At 67.2% G+C, this 19,259-nt stretch carries 14 protein-coding genes; all 14 read left to right on the top strand.

Annotated elements, in window-relative coordinates; translation table 11 throughout:
* Nucleotides 1-58: 58 nt before the first annotated feature.
* The 14 genes from AAG688_RS07910 to AAG688_RS07845 all read left to right on the top strand — a co-directional run bounded on the left by AAG688_RS07910 (nt 59) and on the right by AAG688_RS07845 (nt 19,202).
* Nucleotides 59-376, top strand: coding sequence for an STAS domain-containing protein (locus tag AAG688_RS07910; RefSeq protein ID WP_411834791.1), 318 nt, complete (start codon nt 59-61; stop codon nt 374-376).
* A complete protein-coding gene (locus tag AAG688_RS07905; RefSeq protein ID WP_411834790.1) occupies nt 373-738 on the top strand; it encodes a response regulator in 366 nt (121 codons plus the stop codon). The genes AAG688_RS07910 and AAG688_RS07905 overlap by 4 nt, the downstream gene beginning before the upstream one ends.
* Before the next feature lie 49 nt (nt 739-787).
* The gene (locus AAG688_RS07900) at nt 788-2,839 is read left to right on the top strand and encodes a chemotaxis protein CheA (RefSeq protein WP_411834789.1); all 2,052 of its coding nucleotides are present in this window, start codon (nt 788-790) and stop codon (nt 2,837-2,839) included.
* Between the two features lie 73 nt (nt 2,840-2,912).
* The gene (locus AAG688_RS07895) at nt 2,913-3,275 is read left to right on the top strand and encodes a hypothetical protein (RefSeq protein ID WP_411834788.1); all 363 of its coding nucleotides are present in this window, start codon (nt 2,913-2,915) and stop codon (nt 3,273-3,275) included.
* Nucleotides 3,247-4,397 (top strand): IS3 family transposase gene (locus tag AAG688_RS07890; protein WP_411834961.1). Its coding sequence is split into 2 segments (ribosomal slippage): nt 3,247-3,493 and nt 3,493-4,397, totalling 1,152 coding nucleotides; the frame shifts between segments, so codons are not numbered across the junction. Before AAG688_RS07895 ends, AAG688_RS07890 begins: the two co-directional genes overlap by 29 nt.
* A 52-nt stretch (nt 4,398-4,449) precedes the next feature.
* Nucleotides 4,450-5,337, top strand: coding sequence for an OprO/OprP family phosphate-selective porin (locus AAG688_RS07885; protein ID WP_411834787.1), 888 nt, complete (start codon nt 4,450-4,452; stop codon nt 5,335-5,337).
* Between the two features lie 148 nt (nt 5,338-5,485).
* On the top strand, nt 5,486-7,849 hold the full coding sequence (locus AAG688_RS07880; RefSeq protein WP_411834786.1) for a methyl-accepting chemotaxis protein: 2,364 nt from the start codon (nt 5,486-5,488) through the stop codon (nt 7,847-7,849).
* Nucleotides 7,850-8,136: 287 nt separating this feature from the next.
* Nucleotides 8,137-10,719 (top strand): methyl-accepting chemotaxis protein, encoded by a 2,583-nt coding sequence (locus AAG688_RS07875; protein ID WP_411834785.1) that lies wholly within the window; start codon nt 8,137-8,139, stop codon nt 10,717-10,719.
* A 113-nt stretch (nt 10,720-10,832) separates the two neighbouring features.
* Nucleotides 10,833-11,612, top strand: a complete 780-nt coding sequence (locus AAG688_RS07870; protein WP_411834784.1) for a flagellar brake protein — start codon at nt 10,833-10,835, stop codon at nt 11,610-11,612.
* Nucleotides 11,613-11,754: 142 nt separating this feature from the next.
* Nucleotides 11,755-12,237: a chemotaxis protein CheW gene (locus tag AAG688_RS07865; protein WP_411834783.1), complete on the top strand. Its 483-nt coding sequence runs from the start codon at nt 11,755-11,757 to the stop codon at nt 12,235-12,237.
* Nucleotides 12,238-12,504: 267 nt separating this feature from the next.
* Nucleotides 12,505-14,739 carry a methyl-accepting chemotaxis protein gene (locus AAG688_RS07860; protein WP_411834782.1) on the top strand — a complete coding sequence of 745 codons (2,235 nt, stop codon included), beginning with the start codon at nt 12,505-12,507 and terminating at the stop codon, nt 14,737-14,739.
* A 176-nt stretch (nt 14,740-14,915) separates the two neighbouring features.
* Nucleotides 14,916-17,186: a methyl-accepting chemotaxis protein gene (locus AAG688_RS07855; RefSeq protein WP_411834781.1), complete on the top strand. Its 2,271-nt coding sequence runs from the start codon at nt 14,916-14,918 to the stop codon at nt 17,184-17,186.
* A gap of 376 nt (nt 17,187-17,562) precedes the next feature.
* Nucleotides 17,563-18,759, top strand: a complete 1,197-nt coding sequence (locus tag AAG688_RS07850; RefSeq protein WP_411834780.1) for a hypothetical protein — start codon at nt 17,563-17,565, stop codon at nt 18,757-18,759.
* Nucleotides 18,760-18,773: 14 nt separating this feature from the next.
* A complete protein-coding gene (locus AAG688_RS07845) occupies nt 18,774-19,202 on the top strand; it encodes a phosphate ABC transporter substrate-binding protein (RefSeq protein WP_411834779.1) in 429 nt (142 codons plus the stop codon).
* The last annotated feature ends 57 nt before the right edge of the window (nt 19,203-19,259 follow it).

Here is a 19,259-nt window from a genome sequence, read left to right as displayed (position 1 = left end):
GCTCAAGAGCTAGATCGGCATGCCGATACCTGATGCGAACCGACCTTCCGGAGAGATGATGAGCGCAGTGCCCCTGGGTGACGACCTCGGCATCGAGGCCGCCACCGACCTCAAGCAACAGCTGTCCGCGCACCTGGCGCGGAGCGAACCGCTGATGCTCGACGCCGGCGCCGTGCAGCGCGTGCACACGGCCAGCGTGCAGGTGCTCTGCACGTTCGTGCGCGAACGCCGGCAGGCCGGCCGCCAGACCGGTTTTTCCGACATCAGCCCCGCCCTGCGCGACGCCGCCAGGCTGCTCGGCGTGTCGGTCCAGCTCGGGTTCCCGGGTCCCGACAAAGATTCCAACAACAAACAAGCAGTGGAGAACGCCGCATGAGCGCACGAATTCTGGTGGTGGACGACTCGGCCTCGATGCGCCAGATGGTGTCCTTCGCCCTCACCTCGGCCGGCTTCTCGGTCGACGAGGCCGAGGACGGGCAGGTCGCGCTGGGCCGCGCCCAGGGCCAGCGGTTCAACGCCGTGGTGACCGACGTCAACATGCCCAACATGGACGGCATCTCCCTGATCCGCGCGCTGCGCGGCCTGCCGGACTACAAGTTCACCCCGATGCTGATGCTGACCACCGAGTCGGCCGCGGACAAGAAGGCCGAGGGCAAGGCCGCCGGCGCGACCGGCTGGCTGGTCAAGCCGTTCAATCCCGAGCAGCTCGTGGCCACCGTGCAGAAAGTGCTGGGCTGATCCCCCTCTCCCGCCTCCTTATTCCCCTTTCGCCACAGGTTGCACCCCGATGAACATGGACATGCAGCGCTTCCACGCCACCTTCTTCGAGGAAAGCCGCGAAGGCCTGGAAGCGATGGAATCGGGTTTGCTGCAACTGGAGCAGGGCAACCGCGATTCGGAGCTGATCAACTCGATCTTCCGCGCCGCGCATTCGATCAAGGGCGGCGCGGCCACCTTCGGCTTCGACGCGGTCGCCGCGCTGACCCACGTGCTGGAAACGCTGCTGGACGAACTGCGCGCCGGCAAGCGCCCGGTCACCGGCCCGGCGGTCGATGCGATGCTGGCCTCGGTGGACGTGCTGCGCGCGCTGCTGGCCGAGGCCGAGACCGGCCAGCCGGCCGATCCGCACGCCTCGCAGGCGGTGCAGGCGCGGCTGAACGCCGTGCTCACCGGCCAGGACGCACCCGCCCCGGCGGCGGTCGCCCAGGCCGAGGAAGCGCAGGACGAGCCGGCCGGCTGGAAGATCGGCTTCACCCCGGCGCCGTCGCTGTTCATGAGCGGCAACGACCCGCTGCGCATCCTGCGCGAGCTCGAGCACCTCGGCCCGCTGGAAGTGGCGTGCAAGATGGAGCGCCTGCCCGGCTTCGCCCAGCTCGACCCGCTGGAAGCCTACCTGGCCTGGGACCTGGGCCTGATGGGCACGGTGCCGCGCAGCGCGGTGGACGAGGCGTTCGCCTGGGTGGTGGACGACTGCGAACTGGAGATCTCGCCGATCCTGCCGGCGGCCAAGCCCAAGGCGAAGAAGGCCAAGCCGGCGCTGGCCGCCGGGGCCGCGCCCACCGCCAAGACCGCATCCCCCGCCAAGGCCCCGGGCGCCGCGGCGACGCCGGCAACGGCGACGCCCAGCACGCCCGCCGCCGCGCCCGCCGCCGGCAACGGCGGCGATTCGGCCGAAAGCTCGATCCGCGTCAGCGTCGACAAGATCGACGGCCTGATCAACCTGGTCGGCGAACTGGTCATCACCCAGGCCATGCTCAAGCAGGTCTCCGGGGTGCTGGATCCGGCGCAGTGCGAGCGCCTGTTCGCCGGCCTGGACCTGCTGGAGCGCAACACCCGCGACCTGCAGGAAGCGGTGATCGGCGTGCGCATGCTGCCGGTCGATGCGGTGTTCCGCCGCTTCCCGCGCCTGGTCCGCGACCTGTCCACCCGCTTGGGCAAGTCGGTGCGCCTGCGCACGATCGGCGAGAGCACCGAGCTGGACAAGGGCCTGATCGAGAAGATCGCCGATCCGCTGGTCCACCTGGTGCGCAATTCGATCGACCACGGGCTGGAACTGCCGGCCGAGCGCAAGGCCGCCGGCAAGGACGAGACCGGCACGATCACCCTGACCGCCTCGCACCAGGGCGGGCACATCGTCATCGAGGTCAGCGACGATGGCCGCGGCCTCAACCGCGACAAGATCCTGGCCAAGGCCGCCGAGCGCGGCGTGGTGGTCCCCGACAACCCCAGCGACGGGCAGATCTGGGACCTGATCTTCCAGCCCGGCTTCTCCACCGCCGACGCGGTCACCGACCTGTCCGGCCGCGGCGTGGGCATGGACGTGGTCCGCCGCAACATCCAGGCGCTGGGCGGCGAAGTGCAGCTGGAAAGCAGCCCCGGCCACGGCACCCGCGTGGTCATCCGGCTGCCGCTGACCCTGGCCATCCTCGACGGCATGACCGTGGCGGTCGGCGAGGAAACCCTGATCCTGCCGCTGTCCTACGTCATCGAGGCGCTGCAGCCGCAGGCCGAGGACGTGCGCAGCATGGTCGGCGACGGCAAGGTGCTGCGCGTGCGCGGCGAATACCTGCCGATGGTCTCGCTCAACGAGTACTACCGCTATGGCCAGCCCACCGCGCAGGATCCGCTGGTGGTGGTGGTCGAGGGCGACGGCCAGAAGCTGGCGCTGGAAGTGGACGAGCTGCTCGGCCAGCAGCAGGTCGTGGTCAAGAACCTGGAGAACAACTACCGCCGCGTCGACGGCATCTCCGGCGCCACCATCCTCGGCGATGGCCGGGTGGCGCTGATTGTCGACGTCGGCGGGCTGGTGCGCTCGCTGCGGGTGCCCCAGGCCGCCTGATCCCAATCCCGGCGTCGGAGCTCGGCCGTCCTGGCCGCGGGGCGGCGTTCGCCCTATCCTCGCAGGCATTCCCATGAAGGCAACCTCCTCCATCCTGGCCCTGGCCCTGCTGGCGACGCCCGCGGTGGTCCAGGCCACCGACGTCAGCGCCTGGCCGCCGAAGATCAGCTTCGGCCGCGGCACCGAACTGGCCCTGACCGGCAACCTGCAGTACGACTTCAACGACTTCCACGGCAGCGGCTACAACGACGCGGCGCTGGAGGACGATGACGCCTGGCGCCGCCAGGAACTGGGCCTGAGCCTGAAGCGCAAGGGCGTGTACGACTTCGGCGCCACCTTCGATTTGGACCGGCCAGCCTTTCGTAGACATCCGGTTGCCATAATTCATGGCAATGACCGAGGTGTTTATGGGCAACAGCAAGCAGTACACGGATGAGTTCCGTGCCGAAGCGGTGAAGCAGGTGATCGAGCGTGGCTTCACGGTGGTGGATGTCGCCTCCCGGATCGGGATTCCCAAGCACACGTTGTATGGCTGGGTGCAGGCGGCCAAGAAGACGGTACCGGCCCCTGGAGCCACGGTTGCGCCGAGCGACTCGGCCGAGATCCGACGGCTCAAGGCTGAGCTGCGGCGGGTGACCGAGGAGCGCGACATCCTAAAAAAAGCCGCCGCGTACTTTGCCAAGGGGTAAGGGCGAAGTACGCGTTCATGCGCGCGCACGCCCGGGAGTTCCGCTTGGTGGCGATGTGCCGGGTGCTTGGCGTGCAGCGCAGCGGCTACTACGCCTGGCTGCGCCATGGCGCCAGCGCTCGTGAGCGCGAAGATCAGCGTCTGCTGGGGCTGATCAAGCACCACTGGCTGGCCAGCGGCACGGTGTATGGCTATCGCAAGATCACCCTGGACCTGCGCGAGGCCGGCGATCAATGCAGTCGGCACCGCGTCTTGCGGTTGATGAGGGCAGAAGGTCTGCGTGCCCAAGTCGGCTATGGCCGCAAGCCGCGTCATCGCGGCGGCCCGGCGGGCGTGGTGGCCAACGTGCTCAACCGGGACTTCGGGCCACAGGCACCGAACAAGGTCTGGGTCACGGACATCACCTACATCCGGACCTACGAGGGCTGGCTGTTCCTGGCGGCGGTGATGGACCTGTATTCGCGCCAGATCGTGGGTTGGGCAACCGCTTCGACGATGACCAGCGATCTGGTGCTGCAGGCACTGGTGGCGGCGGCTTGGCGGCGCAAGCCCGGTCCTGGCGTGATGGTGCACTCCGACCAGGGCTGTCAGTTCACCAGCAGCGATTGGCAGTCGTTCCTGAAAGCGCACCGGATGGTGCCGAGCATGAGCCGACGCGGGAACTGCCACGACAACGCCGTGGCCGAGAGTTTCTTCAGCGTCTTGAAGAAGGAGCGGATCAAGCGGCGGATCTACCCGACACGCGCCATGGCGGCATCGGACGTGTTTGACTACATCGAGATGTTCTACAACCCGATCCGCCGGCATGGTTCCGCTGGCGGACTGTCACCGGTAGAGTTTGAAAGGCGCTACGCGCAGAGCGGCGACTGAGTGTCTACAGAACTCTGGCCGGTCCAATTTCCAGGCCAAGACCTGGAGCGACGTGGCGCTGCGGCTGGAAACCCGGGCCGTGTTCGGCCACGACGCGGGCAAGCTGCGCGTGGGCCACATGAAGCTGCCGCTGGGCTTCGAGGGCAACACCTCCACCCGCGCCGGCAGCTTCATCGAAAGCGCCCTGCCCACCCAGGCCTTCTACCAGAACCGCCGCAGCGGCATCGACTGGGCGTATGAGCGCGATCGCTACATCGCCAACCTGGGCTGGTTCTTCGAATCGGATCTGCAGGGCAACAATCCCGGCGACACCGCCGCCGCGCGCCTGGCCTGGACCCCGGCCAAGCAGGCCAGCCAGGTGCTGCACCTGGGCGTGTCGGCCTCGCGCGAGCGTCCCGACAGCGAGGTCAACGGCCTGGGGGCCACCGTGCACCCGAGCGCCCGCTGGCGGGCCAGGCCGGAAGCGGCGCTGACCGACGTGCGCCTGGTCGATTCCGGCACGCTGGGCCGGGTGGACCGGATCGACCGCATGGGCCTGGAAGCGCTTTGGATCCACGGCCCCTGGTCACTGCAGGGCGAATACCTGCGGCAGAAGACCACCCGCGAGGCCGGCCTGTCCTCCTACTCGGCCGATGGCGCCTACCTGTTCGCCAGCTGGATGGCCACCGGTGAATCGCGTAGCTACAGCGGCGGCAACGTCGGCAATCCCAAGCCAAGGGGCAAGTACGGCGCGCTGGAACTGCTGGCGCGCTACAGCCGCATCGATCTGGACAGCGACGGCATCGCCGGCGGACGCGAGCACAACTGGACGCTGGGCGCCAACTGGTACCTGGCGCAGAACTTCCGGTTCCAGGCCAATTACGTCCGCACCGACGCGCGACGCGGCGCCCTGTCCGCGGATCCCTCGGTGTTCGAGCTGCGCGCGCAACTGCATTTCTGAGACCGCCGCCGCATCCTGCCGGCTTTTCCCGCCGAACGGTAGTCAAGAGCCACGGCGCAACGCCGCTAAACCACTTGCAATGGCAACCATGAGGGGCGGGCGAATCGACTTCGCCTGTCCGGGTCGCCAGATATTCCTGGAGACGCTTATGAAGTGGCTGCAAGATCTGTCCATCGCCCGCAAGCTGGCGGTCGCCTTCGCCCTGACCTCGCTGATGACCATCGGCCTGGGCGCCTTCGCCCTGCTGCGCCTGGGCGCCATCAATGCCGAACTGCAGGACGTCAGCACCCGCGACATGCCCGCGGTGCAGTACATGGGCGAGGTGCGCTCGCAGCTCGGCGAGTACCGAACCTTCGAGATCGCCCAGCTCACCCGCCTGGACGAGCCGGACGCGGTCAAGGACTACGACGAGCGCATGGCCAAGATCGAGGTCATCGTCGCCGGGCAGCAGAAGCTCTACGAGGCGCTGCCGCACAGCGCCGAAGAAAAGAAGCTGTATGCCGAGGTCAAGCGCAAGCTCGCCGCCTACTTCGACGCGCACCGGCAGATCGAGCAGGCGCTGGCCGCCGGCGATCCGGTCGCCGCGCAGGCGGTTTCCGACGAGCAGTCACGGCCCAAGCGGCGCGATCTGTTCGAGTCGCTGAAGGCGCTGAACGAATACAGCGTCAAGACCCTGGACGCGGAAATCGCCGAATCCAACCAGACCTACCGCGCCAGCGTGGCCGCGCTGATCGTCGGCATCGTCGTGCTCGCGCTGCTGTCCGTGCTGATGGGCGTGCTGATCGCCCGGGCCGTTTCGCGGCCGATCGTCACCGCCGTGCGCGTGGCCGACGAGGTCGCCGGCGGCAAGCTCGATGGCCATATCGACACCAATCGCAACGACGAGATCGGCGCGCTGCTCAAGGCCATGCAACGCATGCGCCAGGACCTGCGCGAACGGATGGAACGCGACCGCAAGGCCGCCGACGAGAACCTGCGCATCCGCGTGGCGCTGGACAACGTCGCCTCCAACGTGATGATGGCCGACGCCGACCGCAACATCATCTACGGCAACCGCCCGCTGATGGAGATGCTCTCGCGGGTCGAGCAGGATCTGCGCCGCGACCTGCCCAGCTTCAACGTCGCCAGCCTCATCGGCAGCAACATCGACATCTTCCACCGCAACCCGGAACACCAGACCCGCGTACTGGACCAGTTGCGCAGCACCCATCGCGTGCAGATCACCGTCGGTGGCCAGATCATGCAGTTGATCATCAACCCGGTGACCGATGCCGATGGCCAGCGCGTCGGCTTCGTGGTCGAGTGGGCCAATCGCACCGCCGAGGTACAGATAGAGCAGGAAGTCACCCGCATCGTCCAGCAGGCGATGGCCGGCGACCTGGACGGGCGCATCGATACCCACAACCAGGAAGGCTTCCTGCTGATGCTTTCCCGGCAGATCAACGAACTGCTGGCGACCACTTCCGGCAGCGTCGCGCAGGTATCGGCCGTGCTCGGCGCGATTTCGGCCGGCGACCTAACCGCGCGCATGGAGGGCGACTTCCACGGCGTGTTCGCCCGCATGCGCGACGACGCCAACGCCACCGTCGCCCAACTGACCGACATCGTCGGCCGCATCCAGCACGCCTCCGGCCATATCAACACCGCCGCCGGCGAGATTGCATCGGGCAACAACGACCTGTCGCGCCGCACCGAGCAGCAAGCCGCCAACCTGGAAGAAACCGCCGCCTCGATGGAGGAGCTGACCTCCACCGTGCGCCAGAACGCCGACTCCGCACGACAGGCCAACCAGTTGGCGGTAGGCGCGGCGTCGATCGCCTCGCAGGGCGGGCAGGTGGTGGGCCAGGTGGTCACCACCATGCGCGACATCGAACAGTCCTCGCACAAGATTGCCGACATCATCTCGGTCATCGACGGCATCGCCTTCCAGACCAACATCCTGGCCTTGAACGCGGCGGTGGAAGCCGCCCGCGCCGGCGAGCAGGGCCGCGGCTTTGCCGTGGTCGCCTCGGAAGTGCGCACCCTGGCCCAGCGCAGCGCCAATGCCGCCAAGGAAATCAAGCAGCTCATCGCCGATTCGGTGGGCAAGGTTTCCGAAGGTTCCACCCTGGTCAACCAGGCCGGCACCACGATGGGCGAAATCGTCGCTTCGGTGCAGCGGGTGACCGACATCATGGCCGAGATTTCCGCCGCCTCGCAGGAACAGTCCGCCGGCATCGAGCAGGTCAACCAGACCATCGCCCAGATGGACGAGACCACCCAGCAGAACGCCGCACTGGTCGAGGAAGCCTCCGCCGCCGCGCGCTCGATGGAAGAACAGGCCACCGCGCTGGCGCACACCGTGGCGGTGTTCAGGCTGGAGGCGCAGCAGGACAAGACTCCACCGGCAACGCGGCCCGCCGCGCGCAAGAGCGCCACCAAGCCGGTTGCCAGGGCGCCCCGACCGGCCTCCATCAGGACCGAACGCCTCGAACCGGCGGTAACCGAGGCCGGCAACTGGCAGGAGTTCTGAGCATTCGATTCAAATGCTTGTCCCGTCGTCCCCGCGAAAGCGGGGACGCGGCGACTTACAAACCTTGAAGCAAGCGCAAGGACACGGGATCTCCGTATTCGCCGGGATGGCAGGAGCCGGCATTCCCACGCTTGAAGGCAAAGGCATTCGCTAAAGTTTTCCGCGATTGCGACCGATGACGGACAGGTACGGCCTCACGCCTTCCTTCCCAACTCGTCAGGTACACCATGACCGTCGCAACGATTCCGGCCAAACCGGCCCGTCAAGGCAGCGTCGCAACGAGACTGATGCTGGGCACCGCGATCATCGCCCTGTTCTCGTTCGGCCTGACCGCCGCCATCAGTTACTGGAAGAGCAGCAGCGCACTACTGGGGGCCTCGCAGGCCTCGATGGAGAACCTCGCCCGGCTGGAGGCCGAACGCATCTCCGCCGAACTGGGCAGCGCCCACGACACCGCGCGGACGCTGGCCAGCGTGCTGCTCGCGCAGCGCCGGCAGGGAACACTGACCCGCGAGGACGCCGCCCAGCTCGTCCGCAGCCAGATCGAGGCGCATCCGGAATGGATCGGCGTGAGCACGCTGTGGGAACCGCAGGCCTTCGACGGCAAGGACGAGGAATACGTCGGCGCCGAGGCGCACGACGAGACCGGCCGCTTCATGAGCTACTGGGCCTGGGACGGCGACACCCTGGTGACCGAGGCGCTGCGCGACTACGAGGTTCCCGGCAACGGCGACTGGTACATGAAGCCGCGCGAGGCCAGGCAACCGATGCTGCTCGAACCGTACGAATACGAGATCGGCGGCAGGAAAATCCTGATGACCACGCTGTCGATGCCGATCCTGGACAACGGCGAATACCTGGGCGTGGTGACGGTCGACATCGCGCTGTCGGCGCTGCAGGAACGGCTGGCAAAACTGAGCCCGATGGGCCGGGGCCATGTCGAACTGATCTCGCCGGCCGGCACGGTGCTGGCCTCGCACGATGCCGCCGCCATCGGCAAGACCCGCGACGACGCGCTCACTCGGCAGATGCTCGCCGGCATCTCCAAGGGCGAGGTCTTCAGCGATTTCCAGTCCGACGCCAACGGCAACGTGGAAAGCTACGCGCCGATGCAGGTCGGCCAGACCCGCGAGCGTTTCGCGCTGGGCGTGGCGGTGCCGCGCACACTGCTGATGCAGCAGGCCCGCGAATTGCTGCTGCTGGTCATCGGCGTCGGCCTGGCGGTGGCCGCGGTGCTCTGCGCCGCCCTGTTCCTGTTGCTGCGCACGCAGGTGATCCGCCCGCTGGGCGAGGCCGTGCGCGTGGCCAACGACGTGTCGGCCGGCAAGCTGGACGGCAGGATCGACACCGGCCGCCAGGACGAGGTGGGCCAGCTGCTGTCGGCGATGGGCCGCATGCAGGCCCAGTTGCAGGCGGTCATCGCCGCGCAGGCCGAGATGGCCCGCCAGCACGATGAAGGCATGGTCAGCTACCGCATGGACGAGTCGGCCTTCCCCGGTGAATACGGCCGCATGATCCAGGGCACCAATGCCCTGGTCGCCTCGCACGTGACGGCCATCCTCTACGCGCTCGACATCATCAAGCGCTACTCGCAGGGCGATCTGTCGATGGATATCGAACGCCTGCCGGGCGAGAAGGCCGTGATGACCAACACCATCGACGCGGTCAAGGCCAGCCTGATGGCCATCAACGCCGAAATCAAGCGCCTGGCCGGCGCGGCGGCGCAAGGCGACTTCAGCCAGCGCGGCGACGTCGAACGCTACCAGCATGACTTCCGCGAGATGGTCCAGGGCCTCAACCACCTGATGGAAACCACCGACGGCAACCTGGCCGAAATCTCCGCCCTGCTGCAAGCCATCGCCCGCGGCGACCTGACCACGCGCATGCAAGGCGACTTCCACGGCGTGTTCGCCCGCATGCGCGACGACGCCAATGCCACCGTGGCGCAACTGACCGACATCGTCGGCCGCATCCAGCAGGCCTCCGGCCACATCAACACCGCCGCCGGTGAGATTGCGTCGGGCAACAACGACCTGTCCCGCCGCACCGAGCAGCAGGCCGCCAACCTGGAAGAAACCGCCGCCTCGATGGAGGAGCTGACCTCCACCGTGCGCCAGAACGCCGACTCCGCCCGCCAGGCCAACCAGCTCGCCATCGGCGCGGCCGGCGTGGCCTCGCAGGGCGGCCAAGTCGTGGGCCAGGTGGTCACCACCATGCGCGACATCGAACAGTCCTCGCGCAAGATTGCCGACATCATCTCGGTCATCGACGGCATCGCCTTCCAGACCAACATCCTGGCGCTCAACGCCGCGGTGGAAGCCGCAAGGGCCGGCGAGCAGGGCCGCGGCTTTGCCGTGGTGGCCTCGGAAGTGCGTACCCTGGCCCAGCGCAGCGCCAACGCCGCCAAGGAAATCAAGCAGCTCATCGACGACTCGGTGAGCCGCGTCACCGACGGTTCGGCGCTGGTCAACCAGGCCGGCACCACGATGGGCGAAATCGTCGCTTCGGTGCAGCGGGTGACCGACATCATGGCCGAGATTTCCGCCGCCTCGCAGGAGCAATCCACTGGCATCGAGCAGGTCAACCAGACCATCGCCCAGATGGACGAGACCACCCAGCAGAACGCCGCCCTGGTCGAGGAGGCCTCCGCCGCCGCGCGCAGCATGGAAGAACAGGCCACCGCGCTGGCGCAGACCGTGGCGGTGTTCCGGCTGGAAACGGAGCAGGCCAGGACGCCGCCGGCTGCAGCAACGCACAAGCACAGCGGCAAACCCGCGCTCAAGGCGGTCAAGCCGGTCGTGCGCGCCGCCGCGCCCAAGGTCCTCGCCGAACCCGCACTGGCCGGCAAGGAGGACTGGCAGGAGTTCTGAGGGCCGCATTCCCTGTCGCACCGGAACACAGCGGTTAAAGAATCGATATCCGGGTCGATATTGAAACAAAGGCCGCACGCCAGAGTGCGGCCTGCCCAGCCTGCACGATGATCATGACGGAAACCGCCGAACCCGACCGGATCGAACCGGTACGGTACGATGAGGAGGACAAGTACCTCCTGCGCAGCGAGCGCGAAATCCGCCAGGTGCTCAACGCCCTGGCGGAAAAGCGCGCGCTGGTCAGCGCGCACGCGGCACCGCGCAACCACGGTTTCCCGACCTCGGTCATCGGGCTGTCCGAGGACGGCGAGCACGTCCACATCGATGGCAGCCTCAACGAAGCCATCAACCGCAGCGTCGCCGAATGCCACCATCTCACCCTGGTCTCGCAACTGGATCGCATCCACATCCAGTTCCGGCTGGCCGGGCTCGAAAGGATGGAGCTGGACGGCCAGGTCGCCTTCCGCGCCCCGTTGCCGACGCAGTTGCTGCGGCTGCAGCGTCGCGAGCACTTCCGCCTGCAGGTGCCGTTGACCCAGTCGCTGACCTGCACCCTGCCGCATCTGCGCGAGCAGGGCCGCATCGAACACGTCGCTTATCGCGTGGTGGACATCAGCGTCGGCGGGCTGGCGCTGGCCGTGCCCGCCGACCATCCCGATTACCGCCCCTACCGCGAGTACACCGGTTGCCGGCTGCAGTTGCCGGACTGCGACCCGCTGGAAGTGCGGCTGATGATCAGGAACCTGTTCCGCCAGGTCAGTCCGAACGGCGTCGAAAGCTGGCGCGCCGGCTGCCAGTTCACCGAACTGCCGCGCGGAGGCGACGTGCTGGTCCAGCGCTACATCTTCCGGATGGAACGCCAGCGCAGCGCCCGCGAGCGCGGCGTGGCCTGATGCGGTTTCCGGCATTCCGTCACATTCCCGCCGGCTAAAGAACCACGCGCGCATGCCGATACCGGAGGTAGATGATTCCGCCATGCCGCCGGGCCGACCGGCGCCCCCCACTCCGGCACGACCGCCGCAGGAGCACAAACGAATGAGCGACACCAAATCCACCAGCGTCGAGGAATTCCTGAGCTTCACCCTCGGCGAGGAGCACTACGGCGTGGACATCCTCAAGGTGCAGGAAATCCGCGGCTACGACGCGGTCACCCGCCTGCCCGACGCGCCCGATTACATCAAGGGCGTGATCAACCTGCGCGGCACCATCGTGCCGGTCATCGACCTGCGCCTGAAGCTGCGCCTGAAGGAAGCGCGCTACGACGCCTTCACCGTGATGATCGTGCTCAACGTGGAGGATCGCGTGGTCGGCATCGTGGTGGACAGCGTCTCCGACGTGATCCCGCTGGAGCAGGAGCAGATCCGCCCGACCCCGGAATTCGGCGCCAGCGTCGACACCCGCTTCATCTCCGGCATCGGCACGGTCGACGAGCGCATGCTGATCCTGCTCGACATCGAGACGCTCATCAACAGCGCCGACCTGAGCCAGCACGAGCTGCCGGAACAGATCGCGGCCTGATCGCAACCGCTTGAAGTTCGCGTTCCATCGACGACCGCAGGCCCGGCCTGCGGTCGTCGCCGTTTGTGGAGTGGCGAAAAGCCGGCATTGCGTGATGCAGGCCCGGGTTTGCGACATGCGTGCCGCCCGCGGCTGCAATTCCCGCTGCCGCTGCCGCTAAGGAAAGGGCGTGACTGCAAACCCGCCTCCCCGGCGCGCCGGGGGTCGGCTTTCGTCACTCCCGCGTCACCGGCCACATGAAGCATCCGCACGCGCAATCGAGTCCCCATGAAGATCCAAGCCAGATTATCGTCCGCGCTTTCCGACATCCCGCTCAAGCGCAAGTTCCTGTTCCAGTCGTTCTGGGTCGCCGTGGGCATCATCGCGCTGGCGGTCACCGCCGCGCGCATGCAGTACCTCGATCTCACCCACACGCGCCAGCAGGGATTGAAGACGCAGACCGAACTGGCGATAGGCGTCATCGACGAATACGCCAGGCGCGTGGAAAAGGGCGAGATGGACCTGGAGTCCGCGCAGCGCGATGCCCTGCTGGCGGTGGGCAGGATGCAGGCCAATGGCGGCGTGGACTACTTCTATGTCCACGACGAGGAACCCAGGATGCTGATGCATCCCCTGCGCGAGGACCTGGTCGGCAAGCCGCTGGGTGACGTGCTCAGCCCGGATGGCAAGCACATCTATCCCGAGTTCGTGAAGGCCGCGCGGGCTGGCGGCGGCTTCGTCGATTTCACCTGGGCCAAGCCCGGCAAGGATCGCCCGATAGCCAAGACCTCCTATGCCGGGCTGTACCAGCCCTGGGGCTGGGTCATCGGCACCGGCATCTACCTGGACGACACCCAGGCGCAGGCGATGAAGTTCACCATCGTCATGACCCTGGTCGGCGGCCTGCTGGTGGTGCTGAACCTGGCGATCGGCTGGCTGATTGGCAACTCCATACTGGAACCGGTCGCTCGCGCCCTGGCCGCGATCAAGGGCGTCTCGCGCGGTGAGCTCACCGTGCGCACCGGCGCGCACGGCCGCGACGAAGTCGGCCAGATGCTCAAGGCCACCGACGAAATGGTGCACATGCTGGAGCGTTTCTCCAGCGAAACCCGGCAGATGATCCGCCTGCATGAGGGCAAGGACATCGGCCACCGCATGCCGCAGGATTTCCCCGGCGTCTACGGCGAGCTGGCCACCGGCATCAACACGATGATGTTCGAGCATCTGGATGCTTTCCACGATGCGATCGCCATCCTGGAGGAATACGCCAACGGCGACCTGAGCCGTGATGCGCGCCGCCTGCCGGACACCCGCGCATTCCTGCACGAGGCGATGGACGCTGCCAAGCGCAGCCTGCTGTCCATCAACTCGGAGATCAAGCGCCTGGCCGGCGCCGCCGCGGCCGGCGACTTCAGCCAGCGTGGCGACGAGAGCCGGTTCCGCGACGATTTCCTGGAGATGATCCGGGGCCTCAACGCGATGATGGAGGTCAGCGACCGCAACCTGGCGCGACTGTCGTCGCTGCTGCGCGCCATCGCCGAGGGCGACCTGACCGCGCGGATGGAAGGCGACTTCCACGGCGTGTTCGCCCGCATGCGCGACGACGCCAACGCCACCGTCGCCCAGCTCACCGACATCGTCGGCCGCATCCAGCACGCCTCCGGCCACATCAACACCGCCGCCGGCGAGATTGCGTCGGGCAACAACGACCTGTCGCGCCGCACCGAACAGCAAGCCGCCAACCTGGAAGAAACCGCCGCCTCGATGGAGGAACTGACCTCCACCGTGCGCCAGAACGCCGACTCCGCCCGCCAGGCCAACCAGCTCGCCATCGGCGCCGCCGGCGTGGCCTCGCAGGGCGGCCAGGTGGTGGGCCAGGTGGTCACCACCATGCGCGACATCGAGCAGTCCTCGCACAAGATTGCCGACATCATCTCGGTCATCGACGGCATCGCCTTCCAGACCAACATCCTGGCCTTGAACGCGGCGGTGGAAGCCGCCCGCGCCGGCGAGCAGGGCCGCGGCTTTGCCGTGGTGGCCTCGGAAGTGCGCACCCTGGCCCAGCGCAGCGCCAACGCGGCCAAGGAAATCAAGCAGCTCATCGACGACTCGGTGAGCCGCGTCACCGACGGTTCGGCGCTGGTCAACCAGGCCGGCACCACGATGGGCGAAATCGTCGCCTCGGTGCAGCGGGTGACCGACATCATGGCCGAGATTTCGGCCGCCTCTCAGGAACAGTCGGTCGGCATCGAGCAGGTCAACCAGACCATTGCCCAGATGGACGAGACCACCCAGCAGAACGCCGCCCTGGTCGAGGAGGCCTCCGCCGCCGCGCGCAGCATGGAAGAACAGGCCACCGCGCTGGCGCAGACCGTGGCGGTGTTCAGGCTCGGAACCGGGCAGGTCCATGCCTTGCCGATCGCAGCAGGCAGAGCCGCCGGCAGGTCCAGGACGGTATCGCATACGTCCCGTGCCCGCTCCGCGGCCGAGCCGGCTCCTGTCCATGCCGATGGCAGCGGGTAGGGGCATCGATCCCCACGCCCAATCCGCAAGCTGTTTCGTGTACCGATAGACGCCTTGCATCGGCGTGATTGGATCCATGTGCCCTTTCGTTGGCCGCAAGGGCTTCAGAGTCGTGCGCCATCGCCGATATGGGAGCATCCCCCGCACCGCGCGGGGCCTATCCTCATGGAACCCTCATGCAAATCGGCAACCTCCGCATCGGACCACGCCTCGCCCTGGGATTCGCCTTCGTCATCATGCTCATGCTGCTGCTCACCATCGTGGGCATCCAGCGCGTGGAGCGCATCGACCATAGCCTGACCACCATCAACGAAATCAACAGCGTCAAGCAGCGTTACGCCATCAACTTCCGCGGCAGCGTGCATGACCGCGCCATCTCCCTGCGCGACGTCGTGCTGGTCGGCGATGCCGGGGAACTGGCCGCCGCCGAGGCCGAGATCGACAGCCTCGCCAGCTTCTATGCCGAATCCGCCGCGCCGCTGGACAAGCTGCTGGCCGAATCCACGGACGGCAAGGAAAAGGAAATCCTGCAGAGCATCAAGGAAATCGAAAGCCATACCCTGCCCCTGATCGAACAGGTGCGCGCACTGCGCGCGTCCGGCGAAAACGAGGCCGCCCACCAGTTGTTGATGGCCGAGGTCCGCCCAGCCTTCGTCACCTGGCTGGCGCGCATCAACCAGTTCATCGACCTGCAGGAAGAGAAGAACCAGCAGGAAACCCGCGTCGCCGCCGCCACCGCGCATAATTTCGAACTGCTGATGCTGGGCCTGACCGGCCTGGCGCTGCTGGTCGGCGCGGTCCTCGCGTTCATCCTGACCCGCAGCGTGACCCGTCCGTTGCGGCAGGCACTGGAAGCGGCCGAGCGCGTCAGCAGGGGCGATCTCGACGGCCATATCGACACCCGCCGCCAGGACGAGGTGGGCCAGTTGTTGCGCACCATGCAGCGCATGCAGGTGCAGCTGCGCGAGGTCATCGCCGCGCAGGTCGAGATGGCCCGCCGCCATGACGAGGGCACCATCAGCTACCGCATCGACGAATCCGCTTTCCCCGGCGAATACGGCCACATGGTGCGCGAGAGCAATGCGCTGGTCGCCCAGCACATCGGCGTGAAGATGCGCTTGGTCGAAGTCCTCAGACAGTACGCGGTCGGCGATCTATCGGTGGACATGGATCGCCTGCCGGGCGAGAAGGCCGTCATCACCGAAACGATGAATACGGTGAAGAACAACCTGTCGGCCATCAATACCGAAATCAAGCGCCTGGCCGGCGCGGCGGCGGCCGGTGACTTCAGCCAGTGCGGCGACGTCGAACGCTATCAATACGACTTCCGCGAGATGGTCCAGGGCCTCAACCACCTGATGGAAACCACCGACGGCAATCTGGCCGAAATCTCCGCCCTGCTCCAGGCCATCGCCCGCGGCGACCTGACCACGCGCATGCAAGGCGACTTCCACGGCGTGTTCGCCCGCATGCGCGACGACGCCAACGCCACCGTCGCCCAACTGACCGACATCGTCGGTCGCATCCAGCAGGCCTCCGGCCACATCAACACCGCCGCCGGCGAAATCGCCTCCGGCAACAACGACCTGTCCCGCCGCACCGAGCAGCAGGCCGCCAACCTGGAAGAAACCGCCGCCTCGATGGAGGAACTGACCTCCACCGTGCGCCAGAACGCCGACTCCGCCCGTCAGGCCAACCAGCTCGCCATCGGCGCGGCCGGCGTCGCCTCGCAGGGCGGCCAGGTGGTCGGACAGGTGGTCACCACCATGCGCGACATCGAGCAGTCCTCGCGCAAGATTGCCGACATCATCTCCGTCATCGACGGCATCGCCTTCCAGACCAACATCCTGGCGCTCAATGCCGCGGTGGAAGCCGCAAGGGCCGGCGAGCAGGGCCGCGGCTTTGCCGTGGTGGCCTCGGAAGTGCGCACCCTGGCCCAGCGCAGCGCCAACGCCGCCAAGGAAATCAAGCAGCTCATCGACGACTCGGTGAGCCGCGTCACCGACGGCTCGGCGCTGGTCAACCAGGCCGGCACCACGATGGGCGAAATCGTCGCCTCGGTGCAGCGGGTGACCGACATCATGGCTGAAATCTCCGCCGCCTCGCAGGAACAGTCCACCGGCATCGAGCAGGTCAACCAGACCATTGCCCAGATGGACGAGACCACCCAGCAGAACGCCGCCCTGGTCGAGGAAGCCTCCGCCGCCGCGCGCTCGATGGAAGAACAGGCCACCGCGCTGGCGCACACCGTGGCGGTGTTCAGGCTGGAACAGGACACCCCTCCGGCGCCGTCGGCCGCCAGGTTGTCCGCCCCCCCGGCGCCGGTCCGGATCCGTCCGCCGGCCGCCAGGCCCACCGCGAAAGCCAGGCCGGCGGCCCGCGCCGCCACGGTCCGGAACGCTCCGGAACCGGCGCTGGCCAGCGAGAGCGACTGGCAGGAATTCTGATCCCGGTCGCGTTTCCAGCCTGGGCGATGACGACACACCCCGGTTCCCACCGGGGTGTGTTCGTTTGCGGCGGAAGCCGCAACGGCACGGCAACCGCGGCCTGCATGACCCTGCCGCGGCGCGGCAAATCACATGCTGCATCACATTTCCAACCTCGATCCGGCCCGGAATCGCGGCAACCGCTAAATCCACGCCTTCTGCCGCCGATATCACATTCGTGGGAGGAGCACCACCGGCACTGCGTCGCGACGCGGCGCCAGCCAGATGAACCATTGCCCGGTCCTGGAAAAGACCCGCGGCAAGTGATCGATCCACGCTTTCAGGGGATCCGCAATCCAGCGATTCCTCCATATCCACAAGCCATACAGAGTCCATGATGAATTCCAAGAAGCAACTGATCGCCCTGGCGATCGCACTGGCCTGCGCGCAGACCGCGCTGGCGCAGGACGGGCAGGACCGGTTCACGCTGAGCGGCTTCGGCACGCTGGGCGTGGCGCACTCGACCGAGGACCTCGCCGACGTGGTTTCCGACTTCCAGTCCGACAAGGGCGTCGGCGCCAGCGACGGCACTTCGGCCCGGCTGGATTCGCGTTTCGCGCTGCAGCTCAACGCCAATTTCACCGATGACTTCACCGGCGTCGTGCAGGCCGTGAGCGAGTACGCGGTGACCGATTCGTACAAGCCGGAAATCTCGCTGGCGCACGTGAAGTACCGCTTCTCGCCGGCCTTCAGCGCCCGCCTGGGCCGCATCACCGCGCCGTTGTACATGCTGTCCGAATACCAGCGCGTCGGCTACGCCATGCCGTGGGTGCGCCCGCCGCACGAGGTCTACAACTACCTGCTGGCGATGGACGGCATCGAGGGCCTCTACACCATCAATGCCGGCGACACCGTCATCGGCGTGCAGGCGTTCTACGGCCAGATCGACTCCGAGAAGGCCGATGTGGACGACCTGCACGGCCTGGGCGTGCAGGTCGATCGCGGTGCTTCCAGCTTCCGCGTCAGCCACATCCGCGGCAACGTCAAATACTCGTCCCCGAGCATCGAGCTGCTGTTCAACACCTATCGCAACCTGCCGTCCCCGCCCTTCCCCGCCAGCCTGGGGACGATCGCCGCGCGCCTGGATCCGCGCGACATGGACGGCAGCTTCAGCGGCATCGGCTACAGCTACGATCCGGGCAACTGGTTCCTGCGCACCGAGGTCATCCAGGCCGACTATGCGCCGTCGATCAGCGCCAAGACCACCTCCGGCTACCTGAGCGCAGGCTTCCGCAAGGGCGCCTGGACGCCGTCGTTCACCGTCGCCCACGTGGACACCAGCGAGCTGGAACTGCCCGGCGCGGCCGACCCGATCGGCACGCTCAACATGGCCGTGGCGCAGAACAACAACAGCCGCCACAGCTATACCGCCTCGCTGCGCTGGGACGTGCGCGACAACGTCGCGGTCAAGCTGCAGGGCAGCCACGTCAAGAACCATGCCGGTTCCTTCGGCAGCCTGAAGAACTACCAGCCCGGGTTCCAGCCCGGTGGCAGCTACAACCTGATCTCGGCCTCGGTCGATTTGGTCTTCTGATTCGGAGCGCGCACATGAAATCCTCATTCATTCCGCGCCTGGCCCTGCTGGCGGCGCTTTCCGCCGCCAGCGCGCTGGCCCATGCCGAAGTGGTCGTCGTGATGTCGGCCAAGAGCGACGTCTCCAGCCTGAGCCAGGCCCAGGTGTCGCAGATCTTCCTGGCCAAGTCGTCCAGCCTGCCCGGCGGCGGCGCGGCCACGCCGATCGACCAGGACGAAGGCGCCGCCGTGCGCAACGAGTTCTACAGCAAGGTCACCGGCAAGGACGCCGCGCAGATGAAGGCCTACTGGTCGCAGCTGATGTTCACCGGCAAGGCGCAGCGCCCGAAGAAGGTGGCGGGCGACGACGCCGTCAAGAAGGCGGTGGCCGCCAGCCCCGGCGCCATCGGCTACATCAACGCCGGCGCCGTCGATGGCAGCGTCAAGGTCGTGCTGAAGCCGTGAGCCCCCGACGCCGCCGCCCGGGCGGCGGCGTCCTATCGTATCCGTCGAGTCCCATGT

Source organism: Pseudoxanthomonas mexicana (assembly GCF_046736355.1).
In the GTDB taxonomy this organism is placed as follows: domain Bacteria; phylum Pseudomonadota; class Gammaproteobacteria; order Xanthomonadales; family Xanthomonadaceae; genus Pseudoxanthomonas_A; species Pseudoxanthomonas_A mexicana_B.
This window is presented reverse-complemented; position numbering and strand designations above follow the sequence as displayed.

What these genes read in the sequence shown, in the direction of transcription:
- AAG688_RS07910 (WP_411834791.1), top strand. Translation starts at nt 59, where the DNA reads ATGAGCGCAGTGCCCCTGGGTGACGACCTCGGCATCGAGGCCGCCACC.
- AAG688_RS07905 (WP_411834790.1), top strand. Translation starts at nt 373, where the DNA reads ATGAGCGCACGAATTCTGGTGGTGGACGACTCGGCCTCGATGCGCCAG.
- AAG688_RS07900 (WP_411834789.1), top strand. Translation starts at nt 788, where the DNA reads ATGAACATGGACATGCAGCGCTTCCACGCCACCTTCTTCGAGGAAAGC.
- AAG688_RS07895 (WP_411834788.1), top strand. Translation starts at nt 2,913, where the DNA reads ATGAAGGCAACCTCCTCCATCCTGGCCCTGGCCCTGCTGGCGACGCCC.
- AAG688_RS07880 (WP_411834786.1), top strand. Translation starts at nt 5,486, where the DNA reads ATGAAGTGGCTGCAAGATCTGTCCATCGCCCGCAAGCTGGCGGTCGCC.
- AAG688_RS07875 (WP_411834785.1), top strand. Translation starts at nt 8,137, where the DNA reads ATGCTGGGCACCGCGATCATCGCCCTGTTCTCGTTCGGCCTGACCGCC.
- AAG688_RS07870 (WP_411834784.1), top strand. Translation starts at nt 10,833, where the DNA reads ATGACGGAAACCGCCGAACCCGACCGGATCGAACCGGTACGGTACGAT.
- AAG688_RS07865 (WP_411834783.1), top strand. Translation starts at nt 11,755, where the DNA reads ATGAGCGACACCAAATCCACCAGCGTCGAGGAATTCCTGAGCTTCACC.
- AAG688_RS07860 (WP_411834782.1), top strand. Translation starts at nt 12,505, where the DNA reads ATGAAGATCCAAGCCAGATTATCGTCCGCGCTTTCCGACATCCCGCTC.
- AAG688_RS07855 (WP_411834781.1), top strand. Translation starts at nt 14,916, where the DNA reads ATGCAAATCGGCAACCTCCGCATCGGACCACGCCTCGCCCTGGGATTC.
- AAG688_RS07850 (WP_411834780.1), top strand. Translation starts at nt 17,563, where the DNA reads ATGAATTCCAAGAAGCAACTGATCGCCCTGGCGATCGCACTGGCCTGC.
- AAG688_RS07845 (WP_411834779.1), top strand. Translation starts at nt 18,774, where the DNA reads ATGAAATCCTCATTCATTCCGCGCCTGGCCCTGCTGGCGGCGCTTTCC.